The organism is Mycoplasmopsis felis, from assembly GCF_034647055.2.
GTDB classification, from domain to species: Bacteria; Bacillota_I; Bacilli_A; order Mycoplasmatales; family Metamycoplasmataceae; genus Mycoplasmopsis; species Mycoplasmopsis felis.
In genome coordinates this window covers 768,693-793,087 of record NZ_CP141047.2, presented here as the reverse complement: position 1 = coordinate 793,087, position 24,395 = coordinate 768,693, and the positions used below count along the sequence as shown (strand labels likewise).

General features: G+C 25.4%; 33 protein-coding genes. 28 read left to right on the top strand and 5 right to left on the bottom strand.

Annotation, left to right across the window (positions count from 1 at the left end; genetic code table 4):
* From rplW to RRG59_RS03355, 21 genes are all read left to right on the top strand, one after another.
* On the top strand, positions 1-474 hold the full coding sequence (gene rplW, locus RRG59_RS03455) for a 50S ribosomal protein L23 (protein ID WP_322901133.1): 474 nt from the start codon (positions 1-3) through the stop codon (positions 472-474).
* Between the two features lie 114 nt (positions 475-588).
* Complete coding sequence (gene rplB / locus RRG59_RS03450) at positions 589-1,434, top strand: 50S ribosomal protein L2 (RefSeq protein ID WP_036429924.1); 846 nt, start codon at positions 589-591, stop codon at positions 1,432-1,434.
* The gene (rpsS, locus tag RRG59_RS03445) at positions 1,434-1,712 is read left to right on the top strand and encodes a 30S ribosomal protein S19 (protein WP_036429922.1); all 279 of its coding nucleotides are present in this window, start codon (positions 1,434-1,436) and stop codon (positions 1,710-1,712) included. Before rplB ends, rpsS begins: the two co-directional genes overlap by 1 nt.
* On the top strand, positions 1,712-2,053 hold the full coding sequence (gene rplV / locus RRG59_RS03440; RefSeq protein WP_419198138.1) for a 50S ribosomal protein L22: 342 nt from the start codon (positions 1,712-1,714) through the stop codon (positions 2,051-2,053). The genes rpsS and rplV overlap by 1 nt, the downstream gene beginning before the upstream one ends.
* On the top strand, positions 2,053-2,727 hold the full coding sequence (rpsC, locus tag RRG59_RS03435) for a 30S ribosomal protein S3 (protein WP_322876355.1): 675 nt from the start codon (positions 2,053-2,055) through the stop codon (positions 2,725-2,727). Before rplV ends, rpsC begins: the two co-directional genes overlap by 1 nt.
* Positions 2,705-3,130: a 50S ribosomal protein L16 gene (gene rplP / locus RRG59_RS03430; RefSeq protein ID WP_036429916.1), complete on the top strand. Its 426-nt coding sequence runs from the start codon at positions 2,705-2,707 to the stop codon at positions 3,128-3,130. The genes rpsC and rplP overlap by 23 nt, the downstream gene beginning before the upstream one ends.
* A complete protein-coding gene (gene rpmC / locus RRG59_RS03425; protein ID WP_161553225.1) occupies positions 3,130-3,324 on the top strand; it encodes a 50S ribosomal protein L29 in 195 nt (64 codons plus the stop codon). Before rplP ends, rpmC begins: the two co-directional genes overlap by 1 nt.
* 2 nt (positions 3,325-3,326) lie before the next feature.
* Positions 3,327-3,596: a 30S ribosomal protein S17 gene (gene rpsQ / locus RRG59_RS03420; protein WP_051619504.1), complete on the top strand. Its 270-nt coding sequence runs from the start codon at positions 3,327-3,329 to the stop codon at positions 3,594-3,596.
* A gap of 1 nt (position 3,597) precedes the next feature.
* Positions 3,598-3,963: a 50S ribosomal protein L14 gene (rplN, locus tag RRG59_RS03415; RefSeq protein WP_036429910.1), complete on the top strand. Its 366-nt coding sequence runs from the start codon at positions 3,598-3,600 to the stop codon at positions 3,961-3,963.
* Positions 3,964-3,986: 23 nt separating this feature from the next.
* Positions 3,987-4,322 carry a 50S ribosomal protein L24 gene (rplX, locus tag RRG59_RS03410; RefSeq protein ID WP_036429908.1) on the top strand — a complete coding sequence of 112 codons (336 nt, stop codon included), beginning with the start codon at positions 3,987-3,989 and terminating at the stop codon, positions 4,320-4,322.
* A 2-nt stretch (positions 4,323-4,324) separates the two neighbouring features.
* Complete coding sequence (rplE, locus tag RRG59_RS03405) at positions 4,325-4,870, top strand: 50S ribosomal protein L5 (RefSeq protein ID WP_036429905.1); 546 nt, start codon at positions 4,325-4,327, stop codon at positions 4,868-4,870.
* Positions 4,870-5,055 (top strand): type Z 30S ribosomal protein S14, encoded by a 186-nt coding sequence (locus tag RRG59_RS03400; RefSeq protein ID WP_036429903.1) that lies wholly within the window; start codon positions 4,870-4,872, stop codon positions 5,053-5,055. Before rplE ends, RRG59_RS03400 begins: the two co-directional genes overlap by 1 nt.
* 2 nt (positions 5,056-5,057) lie before the next feature.
* Positions 5,058-5,453 (top strand): 30S ribosomal protein S8, encoded by a 396-nt coding sequence (gene rpsH / locus RRG59_RS03395; protein WP_036429901.1) that lies wholly within the window; start codon positions 5,058-5,060, stop codon positions 5,451-5,453.
* 9 nt (positions 5,454-5,462) lie between these two features.
* Positions 5,463-6,002 (top strand): 50S ribosomal protein L6, encoded by a 540-nt coding sequence (rplF, locus tag RRG59_RS03390; RefSeq protein ID WP_036429899.1) that lies wholly within the window; start codon positions 5,463-5,465, stop codon positions 6,000-6,002.
* An 18-nt stretch (positions 6,003-6,020) separates the two neighbouring features.
* Positions 6,021-6,371, top strand: a complete 351-nt coding sequence (rplR, locus tag RRG59_RS03385; RefSeq protein ID WP_036429896.1) for a 50S ribosomal protein L18 — start codon at positions 6,021-6,023, stop codon at positions 6,369-6,371.
* Position 6,372: 1 nt separating this feature from the next.
* Positions 6,373-7,035, top strand: coding sequence for a 30S ribosomal protein S5 (gene rpsE, locus RRG59_RS03380; RefSeq protein ID WP_322875418.1), 663 nt, complete (start codon positions 6,373-6,375; stop codon positions 7,033-7,035).
* 1 nt (position 7,036) lies between these two features.
* Positions 7,037-7,477, top strand: coding sequence for a 50S ribosomal protein L15 (gene rplO / locus RRG59_RS03375; protein ID WP_084271888.1), 441 nt, complete (start codon positions 7,037-7,039; stop codon positions 7,475-7,477).
* 590 nt (positions 7,478-8,067) lie between these two features.
* A complete protein-coding gene (locus RRG59_RS03370) occupies positions 8,068-9,822 on the top strand; it encodes a S8 family serine peptidase (RefSeq protein ID WP_322902153.1) in 1,755 nt (584 codons plus the stop codon).
* Entirely contained in the window at positions 9,807-10,046 is a 240-nt protein-coding gene (locus RRG59_RS03365; protein WP_322902152.1) for a hypothetical protein, read from the top strand. Before RRG59_RS03370 ends, RRG59_RS03365 begins: the two co-directional genes overlap by 16 nt.
* Entirely contained in the window at positions 10,024-10,806 is a 783-nt protein-coding gene (locus RRG59_RS03360; protein WP_322902150.1) for a hypothetical protein, read from the top strand. Before RRG59_RS03365 ends, RRG59_RS03360 begins: the two co-directional genes overlap by 23 nt.
* Before the next feature lie 547 nt (positions 10,807-11,353).
* Positions 11,354-13,018 (top strand): IS1634 family transposase, encoded by a 1,665-nt coding sequence (locus RRG59_RS03355; RefSeq protein ID WP_322902148.1) that lies wholly within the window; start codon positions 11,354-11,356, stop codon positions 13,016-13,018.
* A gap of 747 nt (positions 13,019-13,765) precedes the next feature.
* Here the strand turns inward: RRG59_RS03355 and RRG59_RS03350 are convergent.
* The 3 genes from RRG59_RS03350 to rpsD all read right to left on the bottom strand — a co-directional run bounded on the left by RRG59_RS03350 (position 13,766) and on the right by rpsD (position 15,341).
* Complete coding sequence (locus tag RRG59_RS03350; protein ID WP_322902744.1) at positions 13,766-13,915, bottom strand: hypothetical protein; 150 nt, start codon at positions 13,913-13,915, stop codon at positions 13,766-13,768.
* Between the two features lie 603 nt (positions 13,916-14,518).
* Positions 14,519-14,728 (bottom strand): 50S ribosomal protein L31, encoded by a 210-nt coding sequence (gene rpmE, locus RRG59_RS03345; protein WP_161553218.1) that lies wholly within the window; start codon positions 14,726-14,728, stop codon positions 14,519-14,521.
* Between the two features lie 13 nt (positions 14,729-14,741).
* Positions 14,742-15,341 (bottom strand): 30S ribosomal protein S4, encoded by a 600-nt coding sequence (rpsD, locus tag RRG59_RS03340; RefSeq protein ID WP_036431100.1) that lies wholly within the window; start codon positions 15,339-15,341, stop codon positions 14,742-14,744.
* A gap of 264 nt (positions 15,342-15,605) precedes the next feature.
* Here rpsD and gpmI point away from each other — a divergent pair, with 264 nt between their 5' ends.
* Complete coding sequence (gpmI, locus tag RRG59_RS03335) at positions 15,606-17,111, top strand: 2,3-bisphosphoglycerate-independent phosphoglycerate mutase (RefSeq protein ID WP_322902146.1); 1,506 nt, start codon at positions 15,606-15,608, stop codon at positions 17,109-17,111.
* Between the two features lie 111 nt (positions 17,112-17,222).
* Here gpmI and RRG59_RS03330 read toward each other — a convergent pair whose 3' ends face one another.
* Together RRG59_RS03330 and RRG59_RS03325 are read right to left on the bottom strand one after the other, a co-directional pair.
* Entirely contained in the window at positions 17,223-17,789 is a 567-nt protein-coding gene (locus RRG59_RS03330; protein ID WP_322902145.1) for a restriction endonuclease subunit S, read from the bottom strand.
* A gap of 165 nt (positions 17,790-17,954) precedes the next feature.
* On the bottom strand, positions 17,955-19,313 hold the full coding sequence (locus tag RRG59_RS03325; protein ID WP_322902144.1) for a DUF2179 domain-containing protein: 1,359 nt from the start codon (positions 19,311-19,313) through the stop codon (positions 17,955-17,957).
* 217 nt (positions 19,314-19,530) lie between these two features.
* Between RRG59_RS03325 and RRG59_RS03320 the strand changes: the two genes are divergently transcribed.
* The 6 genes from RRG59_RS03320 (at position 19,531) to RRG59_RS03295 (ending at position 24,390) form a co-directional block, all read left to right on the top strand.
* Entirely contained in the window at positions 19,531-20,751 is a 1,221-nt protein-coding gene (locus RRG59_RS03320; RefSeq protein ID WP_322902143.1) for a class I tRNA ligase family protein, read from the top strand.
* A gap of 37 nt (positions 20,752-20,788) precedes the next feature.
* Positions 20,789-21,493, top strand: coding sequence for a 23S rRNA (guanosine(2251)-2'-O)-methyltransferase RlmB (gene rlmB / locus RRG59_RS03315; RefSeq protein ID WP_322902142.1), 705 nt, complete (start codon positions 20,789-20,791; stop codon positions 21,491-21,493).
* On the top strand, positions 21,480-22,079 hold the full coding sequence (locus RRG59_RS03310; protein ID WP_322902141.1) for a hypothetical protein: 600 nt from the start codon (positions 21,480-21,482) through the stop codon (positions 22,077-22,079). The genes rlmB and RRG59_RS03310 overlap by 14 nt, the downstream gene beginning before the upstream one ends.
* 73 nt (positions 22,080-22,152) lie before the next feature.
* Positions 22,153-22,593, top strand: coding sequence for an RpiB/LacA/LacB family sugar-phosphate isomerase (locus RRG59_RS03305; protein WP_322902139.1), 441 nt, complete (start codon positions 22,153-22,155; stop codon positions 22,591-22,593).
* A 2-nt stretch (positions 22,594-22,595) separates the two neighbouring features.
* Positions 22,596-22,826, top strand: a complete 231-nt coding sequence (locus RRG59_RS03300) for a DUF2188 domain-containing protein (RefSeq protein WP_036430482.1) — start codon at positions 22,596-22,598, stop codon at positions 22,824-22,826.
* Between the two features lie 55 nt (positions 22,827-22,881).
* Entirely contained in the window at positions 22,882-24,390 is a 1,509-nt protein-coding gene (locus RRG59_RS03295) for a phospholipase D-like domain-containing protein (RefSeq protein WP_036430484.1), read from the top strand.
* The last annotated feature ends 5 nt before the right edge of the window (positions 24,391-24,395 follow it).

The window sequence follows — 24,395 nt, the reverse complement described above, 5'->3', positions numbered from 1 at the left end:
ATGGAATTAACAAAAGTAATTAAATCACCAATTTTAACTGAAAAAACAGATATTTTGAGAATGAAAAATCAAGTATATGTTTTTAAAGTTGATTATGCTGCTAATAAATTTCAAATTAAAGAAGCAATAGAAACTATTTTTAATGTCAAAGTTCAAGATGTAAACACTATTAAAGTAGGTAAAAAACCAAAAAGTGTAGGACGTTTCCATGGATTCCAAAATCGTTATAAAAAAGCAATGGTAACCTTAAAAGAAGGTCAAAAAATTAATTACCTTCCTGCTGAAGAAAAAGCAAAAATGAAAGAAGCAGAATTAGAACAAAAAGAAAAAGAAGTAAAATTAGCAAAAACTCAAAAATCTAAAGAAATTGAATCTAAAGTTGCAAAAAAACTAGCATCTAAAAAATCAGTTGCAACAAAAACTACATCAACTGTTAAAAAAACAAGTACTAAACGTAAAGTTGGTGGAGAATAATTTAATTTAAAAATAATGAATGCAATAGTTATATTCATTAAGTATTAATAAGAATTTTAAATAAAGTAAATTGCTTAAAAGAAATAAATATTTTTAAGCTAAGGAGAAAAACATATGGCAATGAAATATTATAAGCCAACTACTAACGGTAGAAGAAATATGTCTTCTCTTGATTTCAAACAAAATCTTTCAGGTCACGCTCCCGAAAAATCATTATTAGTAAATTTAAAAAATCATGCAGGGCGTAATAATCAAGGAAAGATTACTGTAAGACATCACGGAGGACGTGTAAAAAGATTTTACAGACTAGTAGACTTTAAACGTAATAAAGATAATATTCCAGCTACTGTAAAAACAATTGAATATGATCCAAATAGATCAGCAAACATTAGTTTAGTTGTTTATGCAGATGGAGAAAAAAAATATATTTTAGCACCTAAAGGAATAGTATTGGGACAAAAAATTGTTTCTGGACCTAGCGCAGATATTATTGTGGGTAATGCCTTACCTTTATCTAATATTCCAGAGGGAACATTTGTTCACAATATAGAAATGCAACCAGGTGGTGGAGGAATCATAGCACGTAGTGCAGGAACTTCTGCTCAGATCTTGGGTAAAGATGATGATGGTAAATATGTTGTTTTAAAATTAAAATCAGGTGAAACACGTCGTATATTAGCTAAATGTCGTGCTACAATAGGTGTTGTTGGAAACGAAGAACATTTACTTGTTAATGTTGGAAAAGCAGGAATCAATAGACATAAAGGTATTAGACCTACAGTTCGTGGTTCTGTAATGAACCCAGTAGATCACCCACATGGTGGAGGGGAAGGAAAACAACCAGTTGGTAGAAAAGCTCCTCTTACTCCATGAGGTAAAAAAGCTCTTGGTGTTAAAACAAGAAAAACTAAAAAATCTTCAAATAAACTTATTTTAAGAAGAAGAAAGGATTCTAAATAATGGCTCGTAGTTTGAAAAAAGGACCATTTGCAGATGAACATTTATTAAAAAAAGTAGATGCAATTATCGAAGGTAAAGCACCTAAAAAACCTATTAAAACATGATCTAGAAGGTCAACAATTTTCCCAAGTTTCGTAGGTTTAACATTTGCAGTTCACAATGGTAAGCAATTTATAGAAGTATATGTAACAGATGATATGGTAGGTCATAAATTAGGAGAATTTTCTCCTACAAGAACCTTCTCAGGTCATGGTGCAGATAAAGGTAAGAAAAAATAATGTCACAACAAGCAAAAGCATATGTTAAATTACAAAGAGTAAGTAGTTCAAAAGCAAAATTAGTTGCTAACTTATTCAGAGGTAAAGACGTTAACATCGCATTAGCTATACTTAAAAATACTTCTAAAAAATCTGCTCCAATATTTGTAAAATTATTAAATTCAGCAATTGCAAATGCAACAAATAACCACGGTATGAATGCATCTAAATTATTTGTAAAAGAAGTTTATGTTAATGAAGGACCAACACTAAAAAGATTCCAACCAAGAAGTCAAGGTAGAGCTTATTCTATCTTAAAACGTACATCTAACTTTTCAATTATTCTAGAGGAGAGAAACTAATGGGACAAAAGGTTAATCCAAATGGATTCCGTTATGGAATTACAAAAGCACACAATACTACTTGATTTGCTGATAAAGATCAATTTGGAAGTTATTTAGTAGAAGATGCAAAAATCTATAAATTCTTTGATAAGTTAGTTCGTCAATACCAAATAGGACAAGTACAAGTAAAAAGAAACCAAAATAACAAAGTTACTGTTTTAGTTCATACAGCAAAACCAGCTGCTATATTAGGACAAGAAGGTAAAAATATACAAGAACTTACAACAAAAGTTCAAAAATTTATAAAAAACAAAAAATTAGAATTAAGAATTCAAGTAATAGAATTAAAAAAACCTGATCTTAATGCAAGATTACTTGCAGAAATGATTGCAACAAAATTAGAAAACCGTGAAAGTTTTCGTCAAGCACAAAAAATTGCTATGAGATTGGCAATGAAATCAGGTGCTAAAGGTATTAAAACAATGGTTAGTGGTCGTTTAAATGGTGTAGATATGGCTCGTTCAGAAGGTTATTCTGAAGGTGAAATGAGATTACACACATTAAGACAAAATGTTGATTATGCTACAGCAACAGCTAGAACAACTTATGGAGCAATAGGAGTTAAGGTTTGAGTTTCATTAGGTGAAATTTTGGAAGGAGATAAACAAAATGCTACAACCAAAAAGAACTAAATATAGAAAACCTTTCTTAGTTAAACATGACAAGCGTAAAGCAACAAAGGGTAATACTGTATCATTCGGAGAATATGGATTACAAGCTGTTACTTCAGCTTGAGTAACTGCTCGTCAAATTGAATCAGCACGTATTGCAGCAACAAGAAGAATGGGACGTGAAGGACAAGTTATTATTAGAATTTTTCCTCACTTTTCAAAAACTTCTAAACCAATAGGAGTTCGTATGGGTTCTGGTAAAGGAGCACCAGAATTATGATATACAGCTGTTAAAGTAAACACAATGATGTTTGAAGTTAGTGGAGTTTCAGAAGATATAGCACGTGATGCTTTACGTTTAGCAGGACACAAATTACCAGTAAAATGAAAAATAGTTAAAAAAGATGAAGGAGTACAAAAATAATGCTTTATAAAGATTTATTAAATAAACCAAAAGAAGAATTGGAAAAATTAGTGACTGAACTTAAAGCGGAATTATTTACTTTGAGATACAGAAATGTAACTGGTGATTTAAAAGAAACTCACAAAATTAAAGTTTTAAGAACTGATATTGCTAAAATTTTAACTGCGCTAAATTCATTAAAGGGAGCTAAATAATTATGGAAAGAAACACAAGAAAAACACTTGTTGGTACAGTTGTTTCGGCTGGTAAAACTGCAAAAACAATTATTGTAGCAGTAGACACATACAAAAAACACCCATTATATTCTAAACGTTATAAATCAACAAAAAGATTTGCAGTTCACGATGAAAAAGAAATAGCAACTTTAAATGATATTGTAACAATCATGGAAACTAGACCACTATCAAAAACTAAACATTTTAGATTAGTATCAATCAAAGAAAAAGCAACTGAAGGAAATAAATAGTATGATTTTAGAATTATCAAGAGCAGCTGTTGCTGACAATTCGGGTGCAAAAGAAATTGGTGTAATTCGTATATTAGGTGGTTCAAAGAAAAAAGTTGCCAAAATAGGTGATATTATTGTATGTTCAGTTAAAAAAGCAATTCCAAACGGTGCTGTTAAAGAAGGTCAAGTAGTTAAAGCTGTTGTAGTTCGTTCAAAATATGGTATTCACCGTTCAAACGGTTCATACATTCGTTTTGATGATAATGCTGTTGTTATTTTAAAAGAAGACTTAACACCACGTGGAACACGTGTGTTTGGTCCAGTAGCTCGTGAATTACGTGAAAAATTCCCTAAAATTGTTTCTCTTGCACCTGAAGTATTATAAAAAGAAGGAGATTAATTTAAATTATGTCAAAAATTAAATTTAAGAAAAACGATCAAGTTCTTGTTATAGCAGGAAGAGAAAAAGGAAAAATAGGAACAATTGAAAAAGTATTGCATGATTCACAAAGAGTTATAGTTAAAGATATTAATATAGTAACAAAACACAATAAACCTACACAACAAAACCAAGATGGTTCAATAACAGAAAAACCTGCTCCAATTCATGTATCAAACGTTGCTTACTTAGTTAAAAAAGCAGGAAAATCAACTCCTAATCAAATTTCAAAACTAGGATATAGAATTAACAAAGATGGAAAAAAAGTTAGAGTAATCAAAAAAACAAATAAGGAAATTAATTAATTATGTTAAAACAAGTTTATTTACAAAAAGCAGTTCCTGCTTTAAAAGAAAAATTTAATTACTCATCTTTAATGCAAGTTCCTAGAATAGAAAAAGTTGTTTTAAATATGACCGCCGGTAAAGAAGTTTCGAACTCTAAAGCCATTGAAGAAGTCTTAAATGAATTAACAATTATTTCAGGTCAAAAACCATTTCAAACTAAAGCTAAAAAATCAAATGCTTCGTGAAAATTACGTGAAGGTATGCCTATGGGCGGAAAAGTAACACTACGTAGAGACAGAATGTGAGATTTTTTAGAAAAATTAATAAATGTTGCAATGCCACGTATTCGTGATTTCCGTGGTGCCAATCCTAAAGCTTTTGATGGAAGAGGAAATTTCGCTTTAGGAATTAAAGAAGAAATTATTTTCCCAGAAATCGAGTTCGATAAAATCCGTCGTATTAAAGGATTGGATGTATTAATTGTAACTACAGCAAAAACTGATAAAGAAGCAAAATCATTATTAGAATTACTAGGTGTACCATTTGAAAAAAAAGGAGCTAAATAATGGCGAGAAAAGCTTTAATAGTTAAATCAAAACGTCATCCAAAATTCTCAACACGTGCTTATACACGCTGTGAATTGTGTGGACGTCCTCATGCTGTTTTAAGAAAATATAAAATATGTCGTATCTGTTTTAGAAACCTTGCTCATGAAGGTAAAATACCAGGTATGAAGAAAGCGAGTTGATAATAATGTTTATAACAGATCCTATTTCAGATTTAGTTGTTCGTATAAAAAACGCTAATGCAAGAAAACATAAAACAGTTTCAATCCCATATTCAGTTAAAAAAGAAGCTATTATTAAGCTAATTGAAAATGAAGGATATATTGCTTCATATTCAGTTGAAGGTCAAGGTACAGAAAAAAAATTAGTAGTTACATTAAAATACAAAAAAAATCAACCAGCTATTGTTGGAATTAAAAGAGTTTCTAAACCTGGTTTACGTGTTTATGTTAAATCAGAAGAAATTCCTTCTATAATCTCAGGTTATGGAACAGTTATCATTTCTACATCAAAAGGATTAATAACAGGTAAAGAAGCTAGAAAGGAAAATGTAGGTGGGGAAATCATCGCTTACATTTGATAGGTATAGTTTATGTCTCGTGTAGGAAATCGTATTTTAACTATTCCTGCTGGTACTAAAGTAGCAGTAGAAGGTTCAAAAGTTTCTATAACAGGTCCATTAGGAACTTTATCAAGAGAATTTAGTTCATTAATTTCAATAAATGTAGAAAATAATCAAATTACAACTACTCGTGCAAATGAAGAAAAGCACACTAAACAATTACATGGAACAACTAATGCTCATATTTCAAATATGTTAATTGGTGTTTCAAAAGGGTTTAAAAAAGATTTAGAAATCAAGGGTGTTGGATATAAAGCAGTATTAAATGGTTCGATCTTAGAAATATTTGCCGGTTACAGTCACACTCATAAATTAGAAATTCCATCAGATTTAAAAGTAACAGTTAATAAATTAGTTGAAGTCTCAGTTTCAGGTATGGACAAGCAAAGTGTAGGTCATTTTGCATCAGTAATTCGTGCAGTTAGAACACCAAGTGTATATTCAGGAAAAGGTATTTCATATAAAGGTGAAAAAATCAGAAGAAAAGAAGGGAAAACAGCTTCTAAATAATAAGCTGACAAAATAATTATGGCAAATTTATCAAGAAATAAAGCAAGAAAAATTAAACATAATCGTTCACGTTACCATATTAATGGAACAGCAGCTAAACCACGTTTAAATGTTTTTAAATCTCACCAAAACTTATATGCACAATTAATAGATGATCAAGCAAGAATTACTTTAGCTAGCGTTTCAACATTAAAAAATTCTGAATACAGTGGAAATATTGCAGCAGCAAGCAAACTAGGTGAACTAATGGGTGAAAAGATTGTTAAATTAAATATAAAAGAAGTCGTTTTTGATCGTGGTGGTTATTTATACCATGGTCGTGTTAAAGCTTTTGCAGAAGCTGTAAGATCTAAAGGGGTTAAATTCTAATATGTCATCAAAAGAAAAAGTAATACCAGTTAAAGAAACAAATGGAACAAAAGAATTAACAGCAAAAAGAACTTTAAGACCAAGAAAACAATTAACTGAAAATTCAGAGCAATCAAATTCACAAAAACAAGAACGTCGTCCAAGAAGAACAAATAAATCTGTAGAACGTCGTCCAAGAGAAGTTTCAGAATATACAGAAAAAGTTATTGATATAGCACGTGTAACTAAAGTTGTTAAAGGTGGAAGAAGATTTAGTTTTTCTGCTTTCGTAGTTATCGGAAATAAAAAAGGTAGTGTTGGATATGGTCATGGAAAAGCAAACGAAGTACCTGATGCTATTAAAAAAGCTATTAAAGATGCAAAAAATAACTTAATCTCAGTACCATTAGATCCAAAAAGTGGAACAATATTTCATCAAGTAGATGCTAAATTCTTAGCATCAAAAGTTATGTTAAAACCAGCACCAAAAGGAAAAGGACTTATTGCTTCAGGTACAGTTCGTGCTGTTACTGAATTAGCAGGTTATACTGATATTGTTACTAAAACATATGGTTCACGTTCAAAAACAAATATTGTTAAAGCCACAGTAGAAGCTTTAAAACAATTAAGAACTCCAGAGCAAATTGCTGAAATTAGAGATAAAGATGTAAAGGATTTAAAATAATATGGCAATTAAATTACATACATTAAAATTTACAGAAGGTTCAAGACCAGAAAAACACCGTAAAGGTCGTGGGCATGCTGCTGGAAAAGGGAAACAAGCCGGAAAAGGACAATCAGGACAAAACAAACGTAAAGGTCACAGATTAGGTTTTGAAGGTGGTCAAACTCCTTGATTCCGTCGTATTGGAAAACGTGGATTTAATAATGTAAATCATATCGAATATCAAATTGTTAATTTAAGTCAATTAGAATTAAATTACAAAAATAATGAAGAAGTAACAATTGAATCTTTATTTGAAAAAGGTTTAATCAAAAGAAATCTTCCCGTTAAATTATTAGGTAATGGAACTTTAACTAAAAAACTAACTATTACAGTTAACAAAGCTTCACAATCAGCAATTGAATCTGTAGAAAAAAATGGTGGAAAAGTAGTTGAATTATAATAAAATCTTAAATTAAAAAAACTTATACAATCATTAAACTTGTATAAGTTTTTTTAATTTAAGATTTTAAATAAAAATGGAAATATATACAAAAATTTTATAAAACAGTACTTTAATTTATTAATTTACTTATTTAATTATTAAAAATAGAATAAAATAAAAATATATAAGAGGCGAGAAATATGAATGAATTAGTTAAAAAAATTAAAAAAATATGATTTATACCTATAGCGGGAAAAAAATATTCGGACACTCCTAATACCTGAGTTTCCCAGTTAAAGAAAAAAATAAACGTTTTCACCCTTAAATATAGGGAAAAACGTTTATTTTTTTCTTTAACTGGGAAACTAAGGGTTGTTATAGACTTGTTATCAAACTTAAGATAAATTATCTGCTTGTCTATAAATATAAAGAGTATTTATTAGTACTATAGTTTCTTGGTAAATTTATTTAATTTTATATAAATAGTTTATTTTCCATAATATTTTCATATTTCTTTGTATTTTCACAAGATTTTTCTTATAAAATAAGAACACAGAAATAACTTTTTATATAATTTAAATATAAGCAAAATATAAATTGGAAAAATTATGAAAAGAATTAAAAAAATATTACTAACTTTTTTGAGTGCAATGATCCCTATCGCAACAATTTCGGCCTCATTAACTGAAGCAAATACATTAGAAGTTAATTATATAAACTCACAAGAAACCAAACAACTAAGAGATGAAATTATTATTGAATTTAAAGAAAAAATAACAAATTTTAATGAAAATTTAGTTATAAAGGAATTTCAAAAAATCAAAGAAAGAAATATTGATTTTTCATCACTTATTTTAAAAGAAACTACAGTACCATATAATAATATAATTCATTTACAAATTAAAAATAATAATTTAAACACTATTATTAATTACTTAAATAAATATAATTCAATTATTAAAAAAATTGATTTTCTAGATTATAAAAATACTTTAATAAATAATAGCAGTCGCATAGAACCCAGATTAGATGATATTCTTTATGTACCTGGTACACCAAAAAATGAAATTGAAAAACATAAAATTTTAGACTCTTCTAATACAAGAAATAATTATGAAGAGAAGTATGCGACTTCAAATGTGTTTGCAGAATATAAATATAAAAAAAGATTTTTAGACACTTCAAAAATTATTAATGTTGGTGTTTTAGAAGTAGAGGGAGTCATAGAAGACAGTGATGAAGTTTTCCCGTTACGAGAAATTTATTACAAAGATGTATGAAAAACTTCTAGACATGCAAATATGGTAGCATCTATTATAGGCGGAAAATACGGAGTTTATGAGAATTCAAAAATATTCTCAGCATCAACAGAAGATCATAACTTTATCCAATCATGGTTAGAAAGACTTTCATGATTGGTAAGAAAAGGAGTTAAAATTATTAATCATAGTTATTCTTTTTTAAAGACACCCAAAAATAAAAAGGAAATAGATTTATTTCCTAAATTAGATGAATATAAATATTCATTTTACTCAAGTACTTTAGATAATCTATCTTTAAAAGGTAATATTATTAATGTTGTTGCAGCAGGAAATGGAAATAACCTCCCAAAAGAACATTATGTAAATGAAATTACATCAATAGGAATGTCTTATAATAGTATTATTGTTGGATCATTAAATGATTCTAAAAATTCATATTTAAAACCAAGTAATTTTTCATCATATAAAACAAATTCAAGTTATTCTTATGAAAATTTGCCAAAGCCTTTAATTTTAGCGCCTGGTGAAAACTTTGTTTATCCTGATGAAAAATGACATAACAAATGATTAAAGTTAGATAAATCTAAAAATGGGTATGCTTCATATTCAGTTAGTGGTACTAGTTTTGCTGCACCAATTATTTCAGGTTCTATAGCATTATTTTTATCTAATCAAACTAGAGAACTAAAATTTTATGAATTAATATCATTATTATCTTTATCAGGAGAAATAGATAAGGAAAAATATAAAAAAGATGATTTAAATAAACCATTATATAAAAGTGATACTGGTGTAGGAATTTTTAATTACGAAAAAATGGTCGATGCTGCAAAAAATACAATACTAACAATTAACAGTAAAGATTTTCATAATGATGTTTGAGAATATGAAACAGAACCAAATAGGTGAGAAACAAGAGTGAATCTCAGTTATGCATCTAAAAAGTTTAGTTTCTCAAAGTCATATCATTCACCAATTGTATTTTCATTATTCTGATCAAGAAAAAATGGTTTTAATACTAACTCCTATGTATACAATAATATAGATGATTTTGACTTATACTTACAGTATGAAGAAAATAATGAATGAGTTACTGTATAGAAAGATCAATTGTAACAAATACAAATCTTGAGATTATAAAATTTATACCACAAAAGAATGTGAATTATAGATTAGTTATTGAATTAAACGAAACAAATTCTAGTTCAAATATAGACTTAGAAAATTATTTAAATAATGTATTATCTATTTCATCATTAGTTTCAAAAGACATCCATAACATTTTTCATTGAGAGGAGAATTATGAAATTATTAACTTGAATTAAATATTCATTAATTCCTATTTCAACAAGTATATTACCAATATCAATTTCTTGTGGTTTTAACAAAAAATATGAAGAAGAAGTTTCACAAAACAACGAAGCAGTAACTGAATATTTTTCCATAAATCCTTTATTGATTGGTATAGATGAGGAATTAACTAATAAATTAAAAGAAAATTTTCCAACTTATTTAAATAAGAAAATACTTAGCACTAACATTAGGTATTCAGGAAATAGAGACACACATACAATAAAATCCTCAGATAATGAGTTAAAAAAATATATTTATATTACATTTGATAAAGAGTATCGAGATAGACAAGGTAATAAACATATAAATAAATGAGAAACTTTTGAATTTATCAAAAAAAATTTTGAAATAGATTATTTAGATAAAGAACAAGGATTTGCCTATCTGAGTTCAGAAAAGTCTATAGAAATACTTAAATATCATTTTTGAAAATTCGACTATTTATTAAACTTTACTGATGCATTTTTTGTTAAGAAACCAGAAAATTATTCTAATTTCTTAAAGAATGAATTAAAAGAATTAGAAAATAATGAAATAGATTTAGTAAATATAGATAAAGAGCAAAACCAAGAAAATATTATATTTAATGAAGTTACCAAAGAGAATGTATCAATTTATTTTGATGAATTAAATATAACAAAACTTGATTTTAAAAACAACAAATATTTTTATTACTCTAATTCATATTTCAAGGATATAGAAAAAAATATAAATTTGGTACTAACCATATAGTCACTCACAAAATATTTAAAAGATTAGATAATGAGGATCTTTATTTCGAATTTCATCAAGATATAGAACACATATGTGATATTCATTCTAACCCTGATAAAAATAAATCATATCCATTTAAAAATGGTTTCCTCTTTAAAATAAGCAATAAAATTTTAAAGAAAAACAAAAATATTTATATAGATTTTCATCAAAATTTAATTAAAAACGAAAAACAGATTTGTGTTTCTAATGCAGAATAAAATTTATTTATTTCCTGTGTTCCCCCCACTATAAAGTAAACAGGGAAATTTTTTTCGGACAGTTTAAACCTAATAAAGTTAGTTTTGACTAAAGTCAAAATTTAACTTTTATTAGGTTTTTTTAATTTGATTTTACAAACGAATTCTTTTAAAATTATATCAATTAATATACTCTTTTATATTTCTCCTGAGTTTCTGAGTTGAACACCAAATTTTTAAATTTTTTTATAATCTATATATGTATACATATATAGAAATTTTTATTTTTTGTTTTAAATACTATGATTACAATGTATAATTATTATATGAAAGTGAATAATTACATAATTGGAAAAAGCAAAAGAGCAAAAGGAATATATATTTTTGCTGGAATTTCTGGTGGTTATGGTGCTGGTACTAAGAAACAAATTGGTTTGGGTTGGTTAGAACAATTAGAACAAATTAATCCTGATGTTATTTCTATTTTAAAAACAAAAGCAAAAGAACTTACAGAAGATATGGAAAAAGATTTCGTTAAACAAGAATTACTAAATTCTATTCAAAATCAAAAAATTACAGTTAATTCAATTAACTATGGAATAGAAGTTATTTATAAATTTATAGACAAACTACAAATCTTTGAATCGATATCAAAAACCAAGCATAAGGATTTAAAATCAATTTTAGAATATTGCATTGCTTCTAGAATAATTAATTCAAATAGTATCATTAGAAATTTTGAAATTAAAGATAACTTTATTAATACAATAAAATCACAAAAAGATGCATTTTATTCTCTTTTAGATGTATTAGTAGAAAATGAAAAAGGTATTTTAAAGAACTTAAACAATAAATTAAGTAAAATTACTAACAGAGAAATTGAACTTGTTTTCTTTGATTCGTCAACTGTTTATTTTGAAACTTTTCAAAGAGATGGATTGAGATTTCCTGGTTATTCAAAAGACGGAAAATTTAAAGAAGACCAAGTTGTTTTGGGTATGGCAACTGATATTAATGGAATACCAATTCATATGAAATTATTCAAAGGAAATACAGCAGATCCAAATACTTTTATCCCTTTTATTTTAGACTTAAAACAAACTTATCAAATTAATAACATAACCATTATTTCTGATAAAGGTATGTCCACAAATAGAAATATTCGTTTTTTAGAAGATTTAGGTATAAATTTTATTATTTCATATAGAGCAAAGTCAGGAAGCGCTGAATTTAAGAACTATATTTTAGATCAAAACGGTTATGTTGGTAATTCTGAATTTAGATATAAAGAAATTGAATATAAGTCATTATGAAACAACAAAAGATTTAACGGAAAAACTAGAAGAAGAATTATTACTTATTCAAAATTAAGAGCAATTAAAGATAGAGAAGATCGCAAAATACTCATAAATAATTTTGAGAAAAGACAAAATAAAGACGGAATTGTTAGAGGTGAACAAATGTTTGCTTCAAAGAAATATAAGTTTTTTAAACAAATAGGCCGTAGTGATTTTGAACTAAATTGTGAAAAAGTCTTAGAAGATAAAAAGTTCGATGGTATTTATGTATATGAAACAAATAGAACTGATTTAACACCACAAGAAGTAGTTCAAATTTACCAAAACCAATGAAGAATTGAAGAAAATTTTAGAACATTAAAAACAGCGTTAAAAGTAAGACCTGTATATGTATGAACCAATTCTCATATTAAAGGTCACTTTATCTTGTGTTATTTATCTTTAGTAATAATTAAGACAATAATTCACTTATTGAATGAGTCATTTAAAAAAGATGCAGGACTTATTGATTTTAAAATAACAACTGATAACTTTATTAAAGCTATATTAACAGCTAACAAAATAGTTAAAAAGGTTGATAACAAAATAATAGAGACATTATTTGAAACAAATGAAAATAACAAAAAAGATTTTCAGAATTATGTATTAATTAAAAAATTCACAGATTTTATACATAGTAAATTAGATATATAAAAAGACGAATTTCCCTATTTCATAGGGTTATTCGTCTTTTTATCTTAATTAACTCAGAAACTCAGGAGAAAAACAAAAATATTTATATAGATTTTCATCAAAATTTAATTAAAAACGAAAAACAGATTTGTGTTTCTAATGCAGAATAAAATTTATTTATTTCCTGTGTCCCCCCACTATAAAGTAAACAGGGAAATTTTTTTCGGACAGTTTAAACCTAATAAAAGTTAGTTTTGACTAAAGTCAAAATTTAACTTTTATTAGGTTTTTTTAATTTGATTTTACAAACGAATTCTTTTAAAATTATATCAATTAATATACTCTTTTATCTTTCTTGATAATTCAGAAAAAGTAAGTTATTGACAAGTTTTATTAAAATTAGGAAATATTTCACTTTTGAGAATTGAAAAGAAATATTCAATTTCTCTGTTATCTAAACTATTTCTAATTCTAGCATAGATATTTTTCCATTTAGGTCTTTAATTCTTTCAACATATTCTAATGAATAATATACTGATCCATGGTCAGAGTGTAAAATAAACTGAGTTGGAAACTTAGTTTTTTGAATATTTTTAATAACTAGATTTGTATCATTATTTAGTGATAATTCATATGTTACAAATTTTGTTTTATGGTCTATTATTGTAGATAAATATATGTGGTTTTGATTAATATCTTTTGGTGCAGGAATATAAGTTACATCTGTAGCAAAAATTGTTTCATTGACAGAATTATAATTTCTTTTAACTAAGTCTTGAAAATGAATATTTGTATTTTTTTCTTATCTTCTTCTCTTTTTTTTCTCACAAATGTAAAAAGATTTAGTTGTTTCATATAGTTACCAAGGGTTCTAGGATTAATTGTAATGTTATATTCTTTGTTTATATAATATGCTAATTTCCTTCGTCCATACCTACCCTTATTATCATAAAAACTTTTACAAATAACTTTTTCTTTTTTTTAATTTCTCATAATGTGTAGATCTTGATATACACAAAATTTTAGATTTCTTTTTAGAAGATAATTTATTTAATTCCTTGATTTTTTTAATATCAACTTCTATGTCATTTTCATCAAATATTATTTGATAATATTTAATTACAGCATCTTTTTCTTCATCAGTTAAAGTTGCAACTCAGTCCTGATTTAAAACTTTTTTTCTTTTTTGGTTTACCTACACCTTTTCCCACTTTAGAAGATTTACCTGTTTTTTGATTGAATATCCATATTCAAATTATACAATCTTCTTTTCTTCAAGATGTTTTTCAATGAATACTTTGTTCAATTTTTACATCTGATTTTATAACAAATACTTTCAAATTCTAATTATGTAATTTTAGAAATTTTATATTCTTCAAAGGATTTAAATATTTGTATTCATTCATGAATTTTTAAATGTATCATAATGCCTCTTTTGTTATGATAAAAAATATTCGGAGTGTCCGAATATTTTTTCCCACTATAAAGATTGAAGTGGTTTTAAATTAATCGAATGATAAACTATTTTGAAGCTTTTTCAAGACGTTTGTTAAATCTATCAATTCTTCCTGTTGCTTTAACTTGTGTTCTGTTACCTGTGTATACTGGGTGACATCCTGAACATACATCAACAGAAAAACTTTTTTTAGTTGATTTAAATACAAATTGTTTTTGACATGTTGAACAAGAAACATTTAATTCATAATAATCTGGATGAATATTTTTTTTCATATTGGCTCCTTTATTATTTAGAGTAGAACTCAACTACTAATGCATCCTTAATTTCAGGATGAATTTCGTTTCTTTCTGGTAATCTATCTAATTTTACATTAAAATCTTTTCTTGTTAATCATGCAGCTGCTTGTTTATTTTCTAATGCTTCTACAATTTGTTTGTTATTTCTTGATTTTTCTTTCAATTCAATTGAATCACCAAGAGAAACTTGAATAGATGGAATATTTGCTTTTTTACCATTTAAAGTAAAGTGATTGTGATTTACTAATTGACGAGCCTGTCTTCTAGTTGAAGCAAAACCTGCTCTATAAACTAAATTATCTAAACGTAATTCTAGTAATTGTAATAAGTTTGTACCTGTTACACCTTTAAGTTTAACTGCTTTTTCAAAAACTTTACGTAGTTGTTTTTCATTTAAACCAAATAGGTATTTAATTTTTTGTTTTTCATATAAGTGCAATCCATAATCAGATAATTTTGTTCTTTTATTACCATGTTGACCAGGTGCATAGGTTCTTTTTTTACCTTTTGAAAATTCTTTTCCAGTTTCTAAAATTGAAAAACCTAAACGACGAGATTTTTTGAATACTGGACCTGTATATCTTGACATTTTTCCTCTTTCTGCATATATGAGGGTTTATTTCTACTTAGATAAATTTAACTTAATGTTTTTGATTATTCAGCTTTATCTACTTACAAAGTTTAACCATGTTAAATTTAATAATTAAATATAATAAACTGCTGCTTAAAATATGCTTATTTATAATACCATATTTATAAATAAATAAAAATTTTATTTTTATTATAATAATTTCTCAATAAAATTTTATTAATAAGTAATATAATTAAAATATTAAAAATATTAAGGAGAAAAATGAAAAAAACAGTTTTAATAGTAATTGATGGTTTGGGATTAAGAGAAGAACAACAAGGTAATGGTTTTGCTTTAGCTCATACACCTACTTTTGATAAGTTATTTAAAGAATACCCTAATTCAATTATTCAAGCATCAGGAGAATATGTTGGTTTACCAGAAGGTCAAATGGGTAATTCAGAAGTTGGTCATTTAAATATTGGGGCTGGAACAGTTGTATATACCGGATTATCATTAATAAAAAAAGCTTTAAATGATGGAACATACAAGAAAAATAAATATTTTAATGAAGCATTTGATGATGTTCAAAAACATAATTCAACCTTACACTTAATGGGTCTTTTATCACCAGGTGGTGTACATTCATTAGAAGACCATTTATTTGAATTATTACATAGTGCACATGAATTTGGATTAAAAAAAGTTTCTGTTCATGTTTTTGGTGATGGTAGAGATGTTGCTCCTCAATCTATCTTATCTTCGATGGAAAAATTACAAAACATTTGTAATAAATATAATTATAATATAGCATCTATTTCAGGAAGATTTTATGCAATGGATAGAGATAAAATGTTTGATAGGGTTCAAAAATCTTATGATGCTATCTTAGGTAAAACAACAAATAAATTTAATGATGCAATTTCTTATGTAAATGAACAATATAGTCAAGGAATAACAGATGAATTCTTTGTACCAGCAATAAATGAATCTTTAACAAAAGAAGATTTTGTTAAAGATAATGATTCAATTATTTTCTTTAACTTTAGACCCGATAGAGCAAGACAATTAACACATTTATTTATAGGTTCAGATTTATATGAAAATAAACCTAATACACGAGTTAAAATAAATAAATTTGTTTCAATGATGAAATATGAAGGTATTAAAACAATTGTTGCTTTTGATGAAATGGAAATCAATATGCCAATAGGTAAGGTTATTGAATTAGCTAACAAATCTCAATTAAGAATTGCTGAAACTCAAAAATATGCTCATGTTACATATTTTATGGATGGCGGAAAAGATGTTGAGTTCAAAAATTCAAAAAGAATTATGGTCGATTCTCTAAAAGTAGAATCTTATGCTACAGCCCCAGAAATGTCTGCACAAGGAATTACAGATGAATTATTATCAAATGGATTAAACTATGATTTAACAATAATGAACTTCGCTAATCCAGATATGGTAGGGCATACAGGTAATCTGGAAGCAACAATTAAAGCAGTTTCATTCTTAGATATTCAAATTAAAAGAATAATTGATTGAGCTAACGAAAATAATGTTACTGTTTTTATAACAGCAGATCATGGTAATGCAGAAATCACAGAAGATAAAAACGGTAATCCAGCAACTAAACACACAAGTAGTCCTGTTATGTTAATTTGTTCAGATAAGTCAGTAAAACTAAAAAATGGTTCATTAGCAAATGTAGCACCAACAGTTCTTGAATATATGGGTATTAATAAACCAATAGAAATGGATGCAGCATCACTATTAGTCAAATAATAGAAAACAAAAACTAAATAATTAAATATTTAGTTTTTTTAGTAATTTTATTAAATTAGTTATATCTAATTTAGATTTAATAAATTTATAGATACTGAATTCAATAAATAACTAAATAAACATTTTTTGCAACAACGCATCTTTAATTTGTTTGAGTTTATTTAGTTTGGAATTGTAAAGGGAAATGAGGTTATCAATCTTACTAAAGAAATCTCCGATTTTTTGTTGTTCAGAATAAGAAGACAAATAAATAACAAAATTTTTAACGTCTTCTAATGATACAGAAGGAATAGTTCCTACTTGTTTATTATCATCAAATTTATATTTATTTATTAACATTGAATAAAATATAAATTTGATATTGCTATGTCTCTTTGATGTTAAATCTATAGAATAACAACTATTACCTGCTCAATATCTTTTCTCTGAAAAATTTATATAACCAGCATTTGCTCCTCTTGCACTTACAATTATTTTATTTCCTTCATTATTATATTCTTTATAAAAACCAGTATTTGTAATACCTCCATTATAAACAGGGTATTCATAAAAATCATTTTGTTTTGTTTTTATAACAAATTCACCAATAGTTATTTTAGAAAAACTTTCTATTTTTTCTTCTTTCCACTCTTCATCAAACCCTTTAAATCTAACCCTTGGAACTAAAACTTTTTTCATAATTACCCTTATTTATTTTTAATAATTTAATTATAGCATTATAAAATTTATTGTTGTCTTATTATTAAATAGATAGTTTAAATTATTTGATAATTAAGTTAATAATTTAAATAAGTTTATTGATACATATATAAAAAAATATAACTCCTATAATTAGAAGTTATATTAGAATTTATCTTGAGGAAGATAGATATAACCATCAATGCTTGTGACATTTGAAATAGAAATAAATGCATCTTGGTCAATCTTGCGAACATCTTTTATTAATCTATTAACTTGTCTAAATAAAGTAATAGATGTAACAATTTCAATGTGTTCAGAACTAAATCCACCACGACCATTGAATAATGTAATTCCTGTTACTATTTTTTTATCATCTCTTAATTTTATTGCTATTTCTTGCGAGTGTTTCATTGAATAAATTTCAACACGAACTAATTTAAATTTAGGATATAGTTTGTTTAAAACTATAATATAAACAATATTAGTTAAGATGGTTGCAATAAAATTAGGTGATAAATACAATTCAAAAGATCAAGCAAGTTTATAAATTTTTATTTGTTCTTCAGTTAAAGCATTATTTTTTGCTTGTTCACCAAAAGCTTTTTGTAATAATATTGAACCAGGTAATCATGAACCAACTAATACACCTATTAAAACAATTACTATATTCATATAACCAGAAATAGAACCAAATGATTTTTGCTTTGTATTAGCATATCATTCACCAATAATTCCTGTTACACCTGCTGTTCCACCAATGATTTGAATTATTGCAAAAATTCAAGCAAGTAAATATCCATAAATGATTGCAAATAAAAATAATGCTATGATATTCCCACCATCACTTCATGATAAAGGAATAATTGAACTAAGTGGTTTGTAATAGTCTTCTAATGATGTTTTAACTAAACTATTAGAAAAATCACCAATTAAATAAATGTTATTAACTCCAGGAATTAAACCGATTGAAAAGGCAACAACGGATGATACAACTAAGAAAAGAACAGTTAAATTAGAAAACATTTTACCTATTTTTTTATAACCAAAAACAAATATAGGAATACTTAAAATAATATATGCAATCCAGAAAACAAATTGGTCAATTAGATTTCTTAATTGAACACTGATTTGGTCTTCTTTGAATAAAACAACTAAAAATCTAGAGAAAGCTTGACCGAAAGCAGCTAATCCAAAGTTATAAATACCTACATTTTTAACTAAAAAAACAGAAATAACACCAAAAAATATGGCAGTAGAAATTGTTATAAGGATTAATTTTCATGTAGAGATATTTGAATATAATTTATTTAATTTTAAACCAAAATTAGCCATTTTTGTTCTTTTATAAATTGTATTCTTTTTAACCAATTTTGATTTTACTTCATCTGAACCAACTAACATTTGACTTAAGTCATTCACAAGTTGCTTGTTACTAAATTTAGATATAATATTTTGTTTTTGTTCAATATCCTTGACTTCTTCAATGGTTGGATCAATATAATTATTTTGTTTTTCTTGCAAAATGACCTCCTTATATTAATGTATTAAAAAAATAACAATAAACAAAACTCGTTTATTTGTTATATTTTACTATATAAACTGTTATTTATTGCTATTTTTTGTTTTTATACTTAAAAAAATGAATAAATTATGTTATATTTACATATTTACCATAAAATAAAATTATTTTTAAAGATTTAAGTTATTTAAATACTAAATAATAAATATAATATTAATTATGTTAAAAGTATATGTTTGTGGTCCTACAGTTTACAATTATGTTCATATAGGAAATTTACGTCCTATACTAACTATGGATTTAATTTTAAAAGCAGCAAGAAATTTGAATATTGATTTTCATTTTGTACATAATATAACTGATATAGACGATAAAATCATTAATAAATCAATTCAAGATAATAAAACAGAAAAAGAAATATCAACTTTCTTCACTAATCATTATTTAAATATTTTAAAAGATCTTAACATTGATACAATCTCTAAAATTGAATTAGTCACAGATAATATAGATTTAGTATCTGAATTTATCAATCAAATTTATCAAAATAATGATGCATACATAGTTGCTAATTCTGTTTATTTTGATGTTCTTAAAAATAAACATAATTATGGAAATGTATCAAATCAAAAAATAGATAATATGATTTTTGAAAAAGAAAATGATTTTAAAAAATTTAAAGCTGATTTTGCTTTATGAAAAAATACTAATGTGGGAATTAAATACAACTCAAAATTTGGATTAGGTAGACCTGGTTGACATACAGAGTGTGCTGCATTGATAGCCAAAAATTTTAATAATCAAACAATAGATATCCATGGAGGAGGAATGGATTTAACTTTTCCTCATCATGAAAATGAAAATATTCAATATTTTAGTTTGTATAATAAACCTATAACTAAAACTTGATTGAGAACCGGACAAATAATGTTTCAAGAACAAAAAATGTCTAAATCATTAAATAATGTTATTTTAGCATCAGATTTTTTAAAAAAATATTCAGCAGATCATTTGAAATTTATTTTTTTGCTTAATAGTTTTACAAGCACCATAAATATAGATGATAATTTAATCAATAATATAGAAATAATAATAAAAAGATTAAAAAATATCTTTTTTACAAAGGAAATAAATGGTATTTCCAATGATATTTATAATATAGAAGAATATAAAAAAATAATGCAGTTTATTTTTGATAGAAGATTTTCAGATTTTAATAAATCAATAAATGATTTAATTAAAGAAATTAATAAAAATAGTCAACTTCATAATATTAGTTTGTTATTTAAAGTTTTTTTAGATCTTGGTTTTGATATAGCAAAATTTGATTATCAAGTTTATATTCCAAAATACAAACAATGAAAAGAATTTTTAAAGCAAAAAGATTATAAAAACGCTGATGTTTTAAGAGAAGAACTAATGAAACAAAACTTAATCTAAAAAAATACTTAAATTATGAAAAAAGAGGTTATAAAATATGAAAGAATTATTAATGTGTGGAAAAAATACCGTTATTGAGGCATATAATAACAATATAAAATTTAAAAAAATATATTTATCAAAAAAAGAGAATTTAAATTATTTTAAAAATTCTAAAATTAATATAGAGATAAAAGATTTAAATTTTTTAGACACATTAACCAATGAAAATCACCAAGGTTTCATTGGTATTGTTAATGGAATCCAATATCAAGATATTAATTTTTTATTAAAAAATAAACCTGAAAACATCTTAATCCTAGACCATATACAAGATCCACATAATTTAGGTGCAATTATAAGAACTGCTAATGCTGCAGGAATAAATAATATCATTTTACCTAAAGAAAAATGTGCTGATATAAATTCAACTGTTTTTAAAGTTTCTTCAGGTGGAACAATTAATATGAATTTTTATAAAGTAAATAGTTTATCAGCAACTATAACCAAACTTAAAAAAGAAAATTATTGAGTTTATGCAACTGTATTAAATGAAAAGTCAGTTTCACACACAAATATACAATACAACAAACCTACTGCAATAGTTTTAGGTAGTGAAGGAGATGGTGTATCAAAAAGCGTACTTTCAGTGTGTGATGAATTTGTTTATATTAAACAAAAAGGAACTGTTCAGTCTCTTAATGTATCTGTAGCTACTGGAATTATTCTTTTTGATTTAATAAACAAAAATGATAAAAATTAAAAAAGATAAATTAACAAATGAAGCAAAAGAATTTCTATCTTTTGACATTGATAAAATTAAAACAAATAGAAATGAGATTTTATTTCGTTTTAATACAAAATACTTAGTAAGATTAAAACAATTGATTTTTAAAATACAAAGAATATATTTTAATAACGTTTTTGATTTTGATGAAATTTTAAATATTTCATATTTTGAAGTTTTAGAAATTTTAAAAACAGAAAGAGAACATAAAGTAATACCATATGAAAATTATTTTTGAAAAACATTAAAGTATAAAATATTAAATTACTTTAATGTTAATTATAATACCCAAAATAAATTTGAGACAAAAGTTTCATATAATCTCATAAATTTAAAAAAATTACAATCTAAAATTTACCAAGAAAATATTTCTGCAGAAAATTATAAGAACCTAGCGTATCAAAAAATAGAAAAATTGAAATCCTATTTAAATGATCAAGAACTCTGTTACATAGAATCTTATTTAAACAATTCAAAACCAAAAGAATATAATTTTTATTCAACATCAAAAATAAATGAAATATTGCATAATATAAAAGAAAAATATAATAAATATATATAGTTATATTGTATTTTATCCAATTTATTTAGTATAATATAATAATATCTATAATTAATTTAAATGAAAGGCACTTATGATTAAAAAAATTGTAGCTTTTGCTAGCGACCATGCTGGTTTTAAACTTAAAGAAGAATTAAAAGAATATATTAAATCAAAAGGTTATGAACCAGTTGATTTAGGACCTAATACAGACACTGTTTCAGTGAGTTATGCAACTCAAGGAAATGAATTGGCAAATTATGTTAATGATAATAAACCTGTTTTTGGAATAGCAGTTTGTGGAACAGGACTAGGTATTTCTTATGCTTTAAATAGACACAAACATATTAGAGCAGCAAGAGTTGTTTCAGTAGAAGATGCACATCTTGCTAAACAACATAATGATGCAAATGTTTTAGTTTTTGGTGGTCGTCAAATTAATATAGATGATGCAAAAAAAATTGTTGATGAATATATAAATACAGAATTTGAAGGTGGAAGACACCAAAGTAGAATTGAAGAATTGGATAAATAATAATGAGCGAAAAAAATGAATTAAAAGCAGTGTGACATATAACACTTGATAAAGAAAAAGATAAATGAAGAGTATATAGAGAAGGTGCAGAAAGAGCAACCATTACTTTTGATACTCAAAAAGAATGTATAGCATATGCAAAAGAATTAGCAAAGAAAAATAATGGAACTTATTATATTCACGGAGAAAACGGAAGAATCCGTGATGGAAAAGGTTATAAAGCTAAAAAATAAGATAAAAACACAATATTTATAAGAAAATATTGTGTTTTTGTTATATGGATAATATATGAAAAAAAGAATACACTTTAAACGTTTATTTTTCTTCATTATACAATTTTTATTTTTAACAGGTATTTTTGCTTCTATTTCTAGCTTATTATATTTAATAAACATCAATTATATTTATTTGATTTTATCTTTATTTTACTTTATAAATACCATATTTGTTTTTTTTATAGGGTTGCAAAAAAGAAATTATGAAGCAAAACTAGGTTGATTATATATTATTACATTGTTTCCAGTTATAGGCCATGCTTTATTTTTTGGTTTTGGTTGAATATCTAAAAATAAATTAGAACTTAAAATCCAAAATGATTCGAAATACAAATTAAATACTTATATAAACTTAGGCTTAATTAATAAAGAAAACTGTTCAAATGAATTAATTAATTCTTTATCTTTGATTCATCAAACTACTGTCAAAAGTTCTGAATATGAATTTTTTAAAGAAGGTTATAGATTTTATGATAAATTAATTGAAGATATAAAAAATGCAAAAGAAAGTATTTATTTAGTCACTTATATATTAAAGAAAAGCGAAATATCTAAAGAGTTTATGCATATTTTAAAAGAAAAAGCAAAACAAGGTGTAGAAATTAAGTGATTAGTAGATTATTTTGGTGCATATAGATCTCAAAGAAAGTTATTAAGAAAACTAAAAAAAGATGGAATAGAAATTCAATATATAGGAAAAATCATTTATCCATTTATAAATGCTTCTAGTTTTAATAGAAATCATCAGAAATTCATTATAATAGATTCAGAGATGGTGTTTTCTGGTGGAAATAATATTTCTGATGAATATGCATCATTATCAAAAAAATATGGTCACTGAATTGATTTAAATTATAAAATAACTGGTGAATATATCAATACATATATTTTACATTTTGCTAGATTTTGAAAATTTATTACTAGAAAAGAAATAGAGATAAAAAGAAAATTATTAAAACTAAAAAATAATGAATTATATACAACTCATTCAATTTTAGTTGTTGATTCTCCTAGTTATTCTCATTCTTCATCTGAATATACATGATTAAAATTAATTTCAAATGCAAAGAAAAGCATAAAGATTTCAACACCTTACTTCTCTGTTTCAGAAGCTATTTATAAACAAATTATATTAGCATTAAAAAGTGGAGTAGACATAACAGTTTTTATCCCTGGTTTGCCAGATAAAAAGTTAGTATACCAAATAAGTATTTGACAATTAAGAAAATTAATGAAATATGGACTAAAAGTTAGAGTTTATAATGAACACTTTTTACACTCTAAATTAGGTGTAGTTGATGATCAACTAGGCTGAGTTGGTACTAATAATATGGATAGCAGAAGTATGTATTCACAATATGAAACAATGGATGTTATAACTGGTAGCGCTGTTAATTCAATTATAGAAATATTTCAATTATATAATTCTAAATCAACTGATATTCAAGATAACTATAACCTAATGAAAAAATATAATTCATTTGAAAACTTCTTCTTTTCATGGATGAAACTATTGATTTAAAAAAA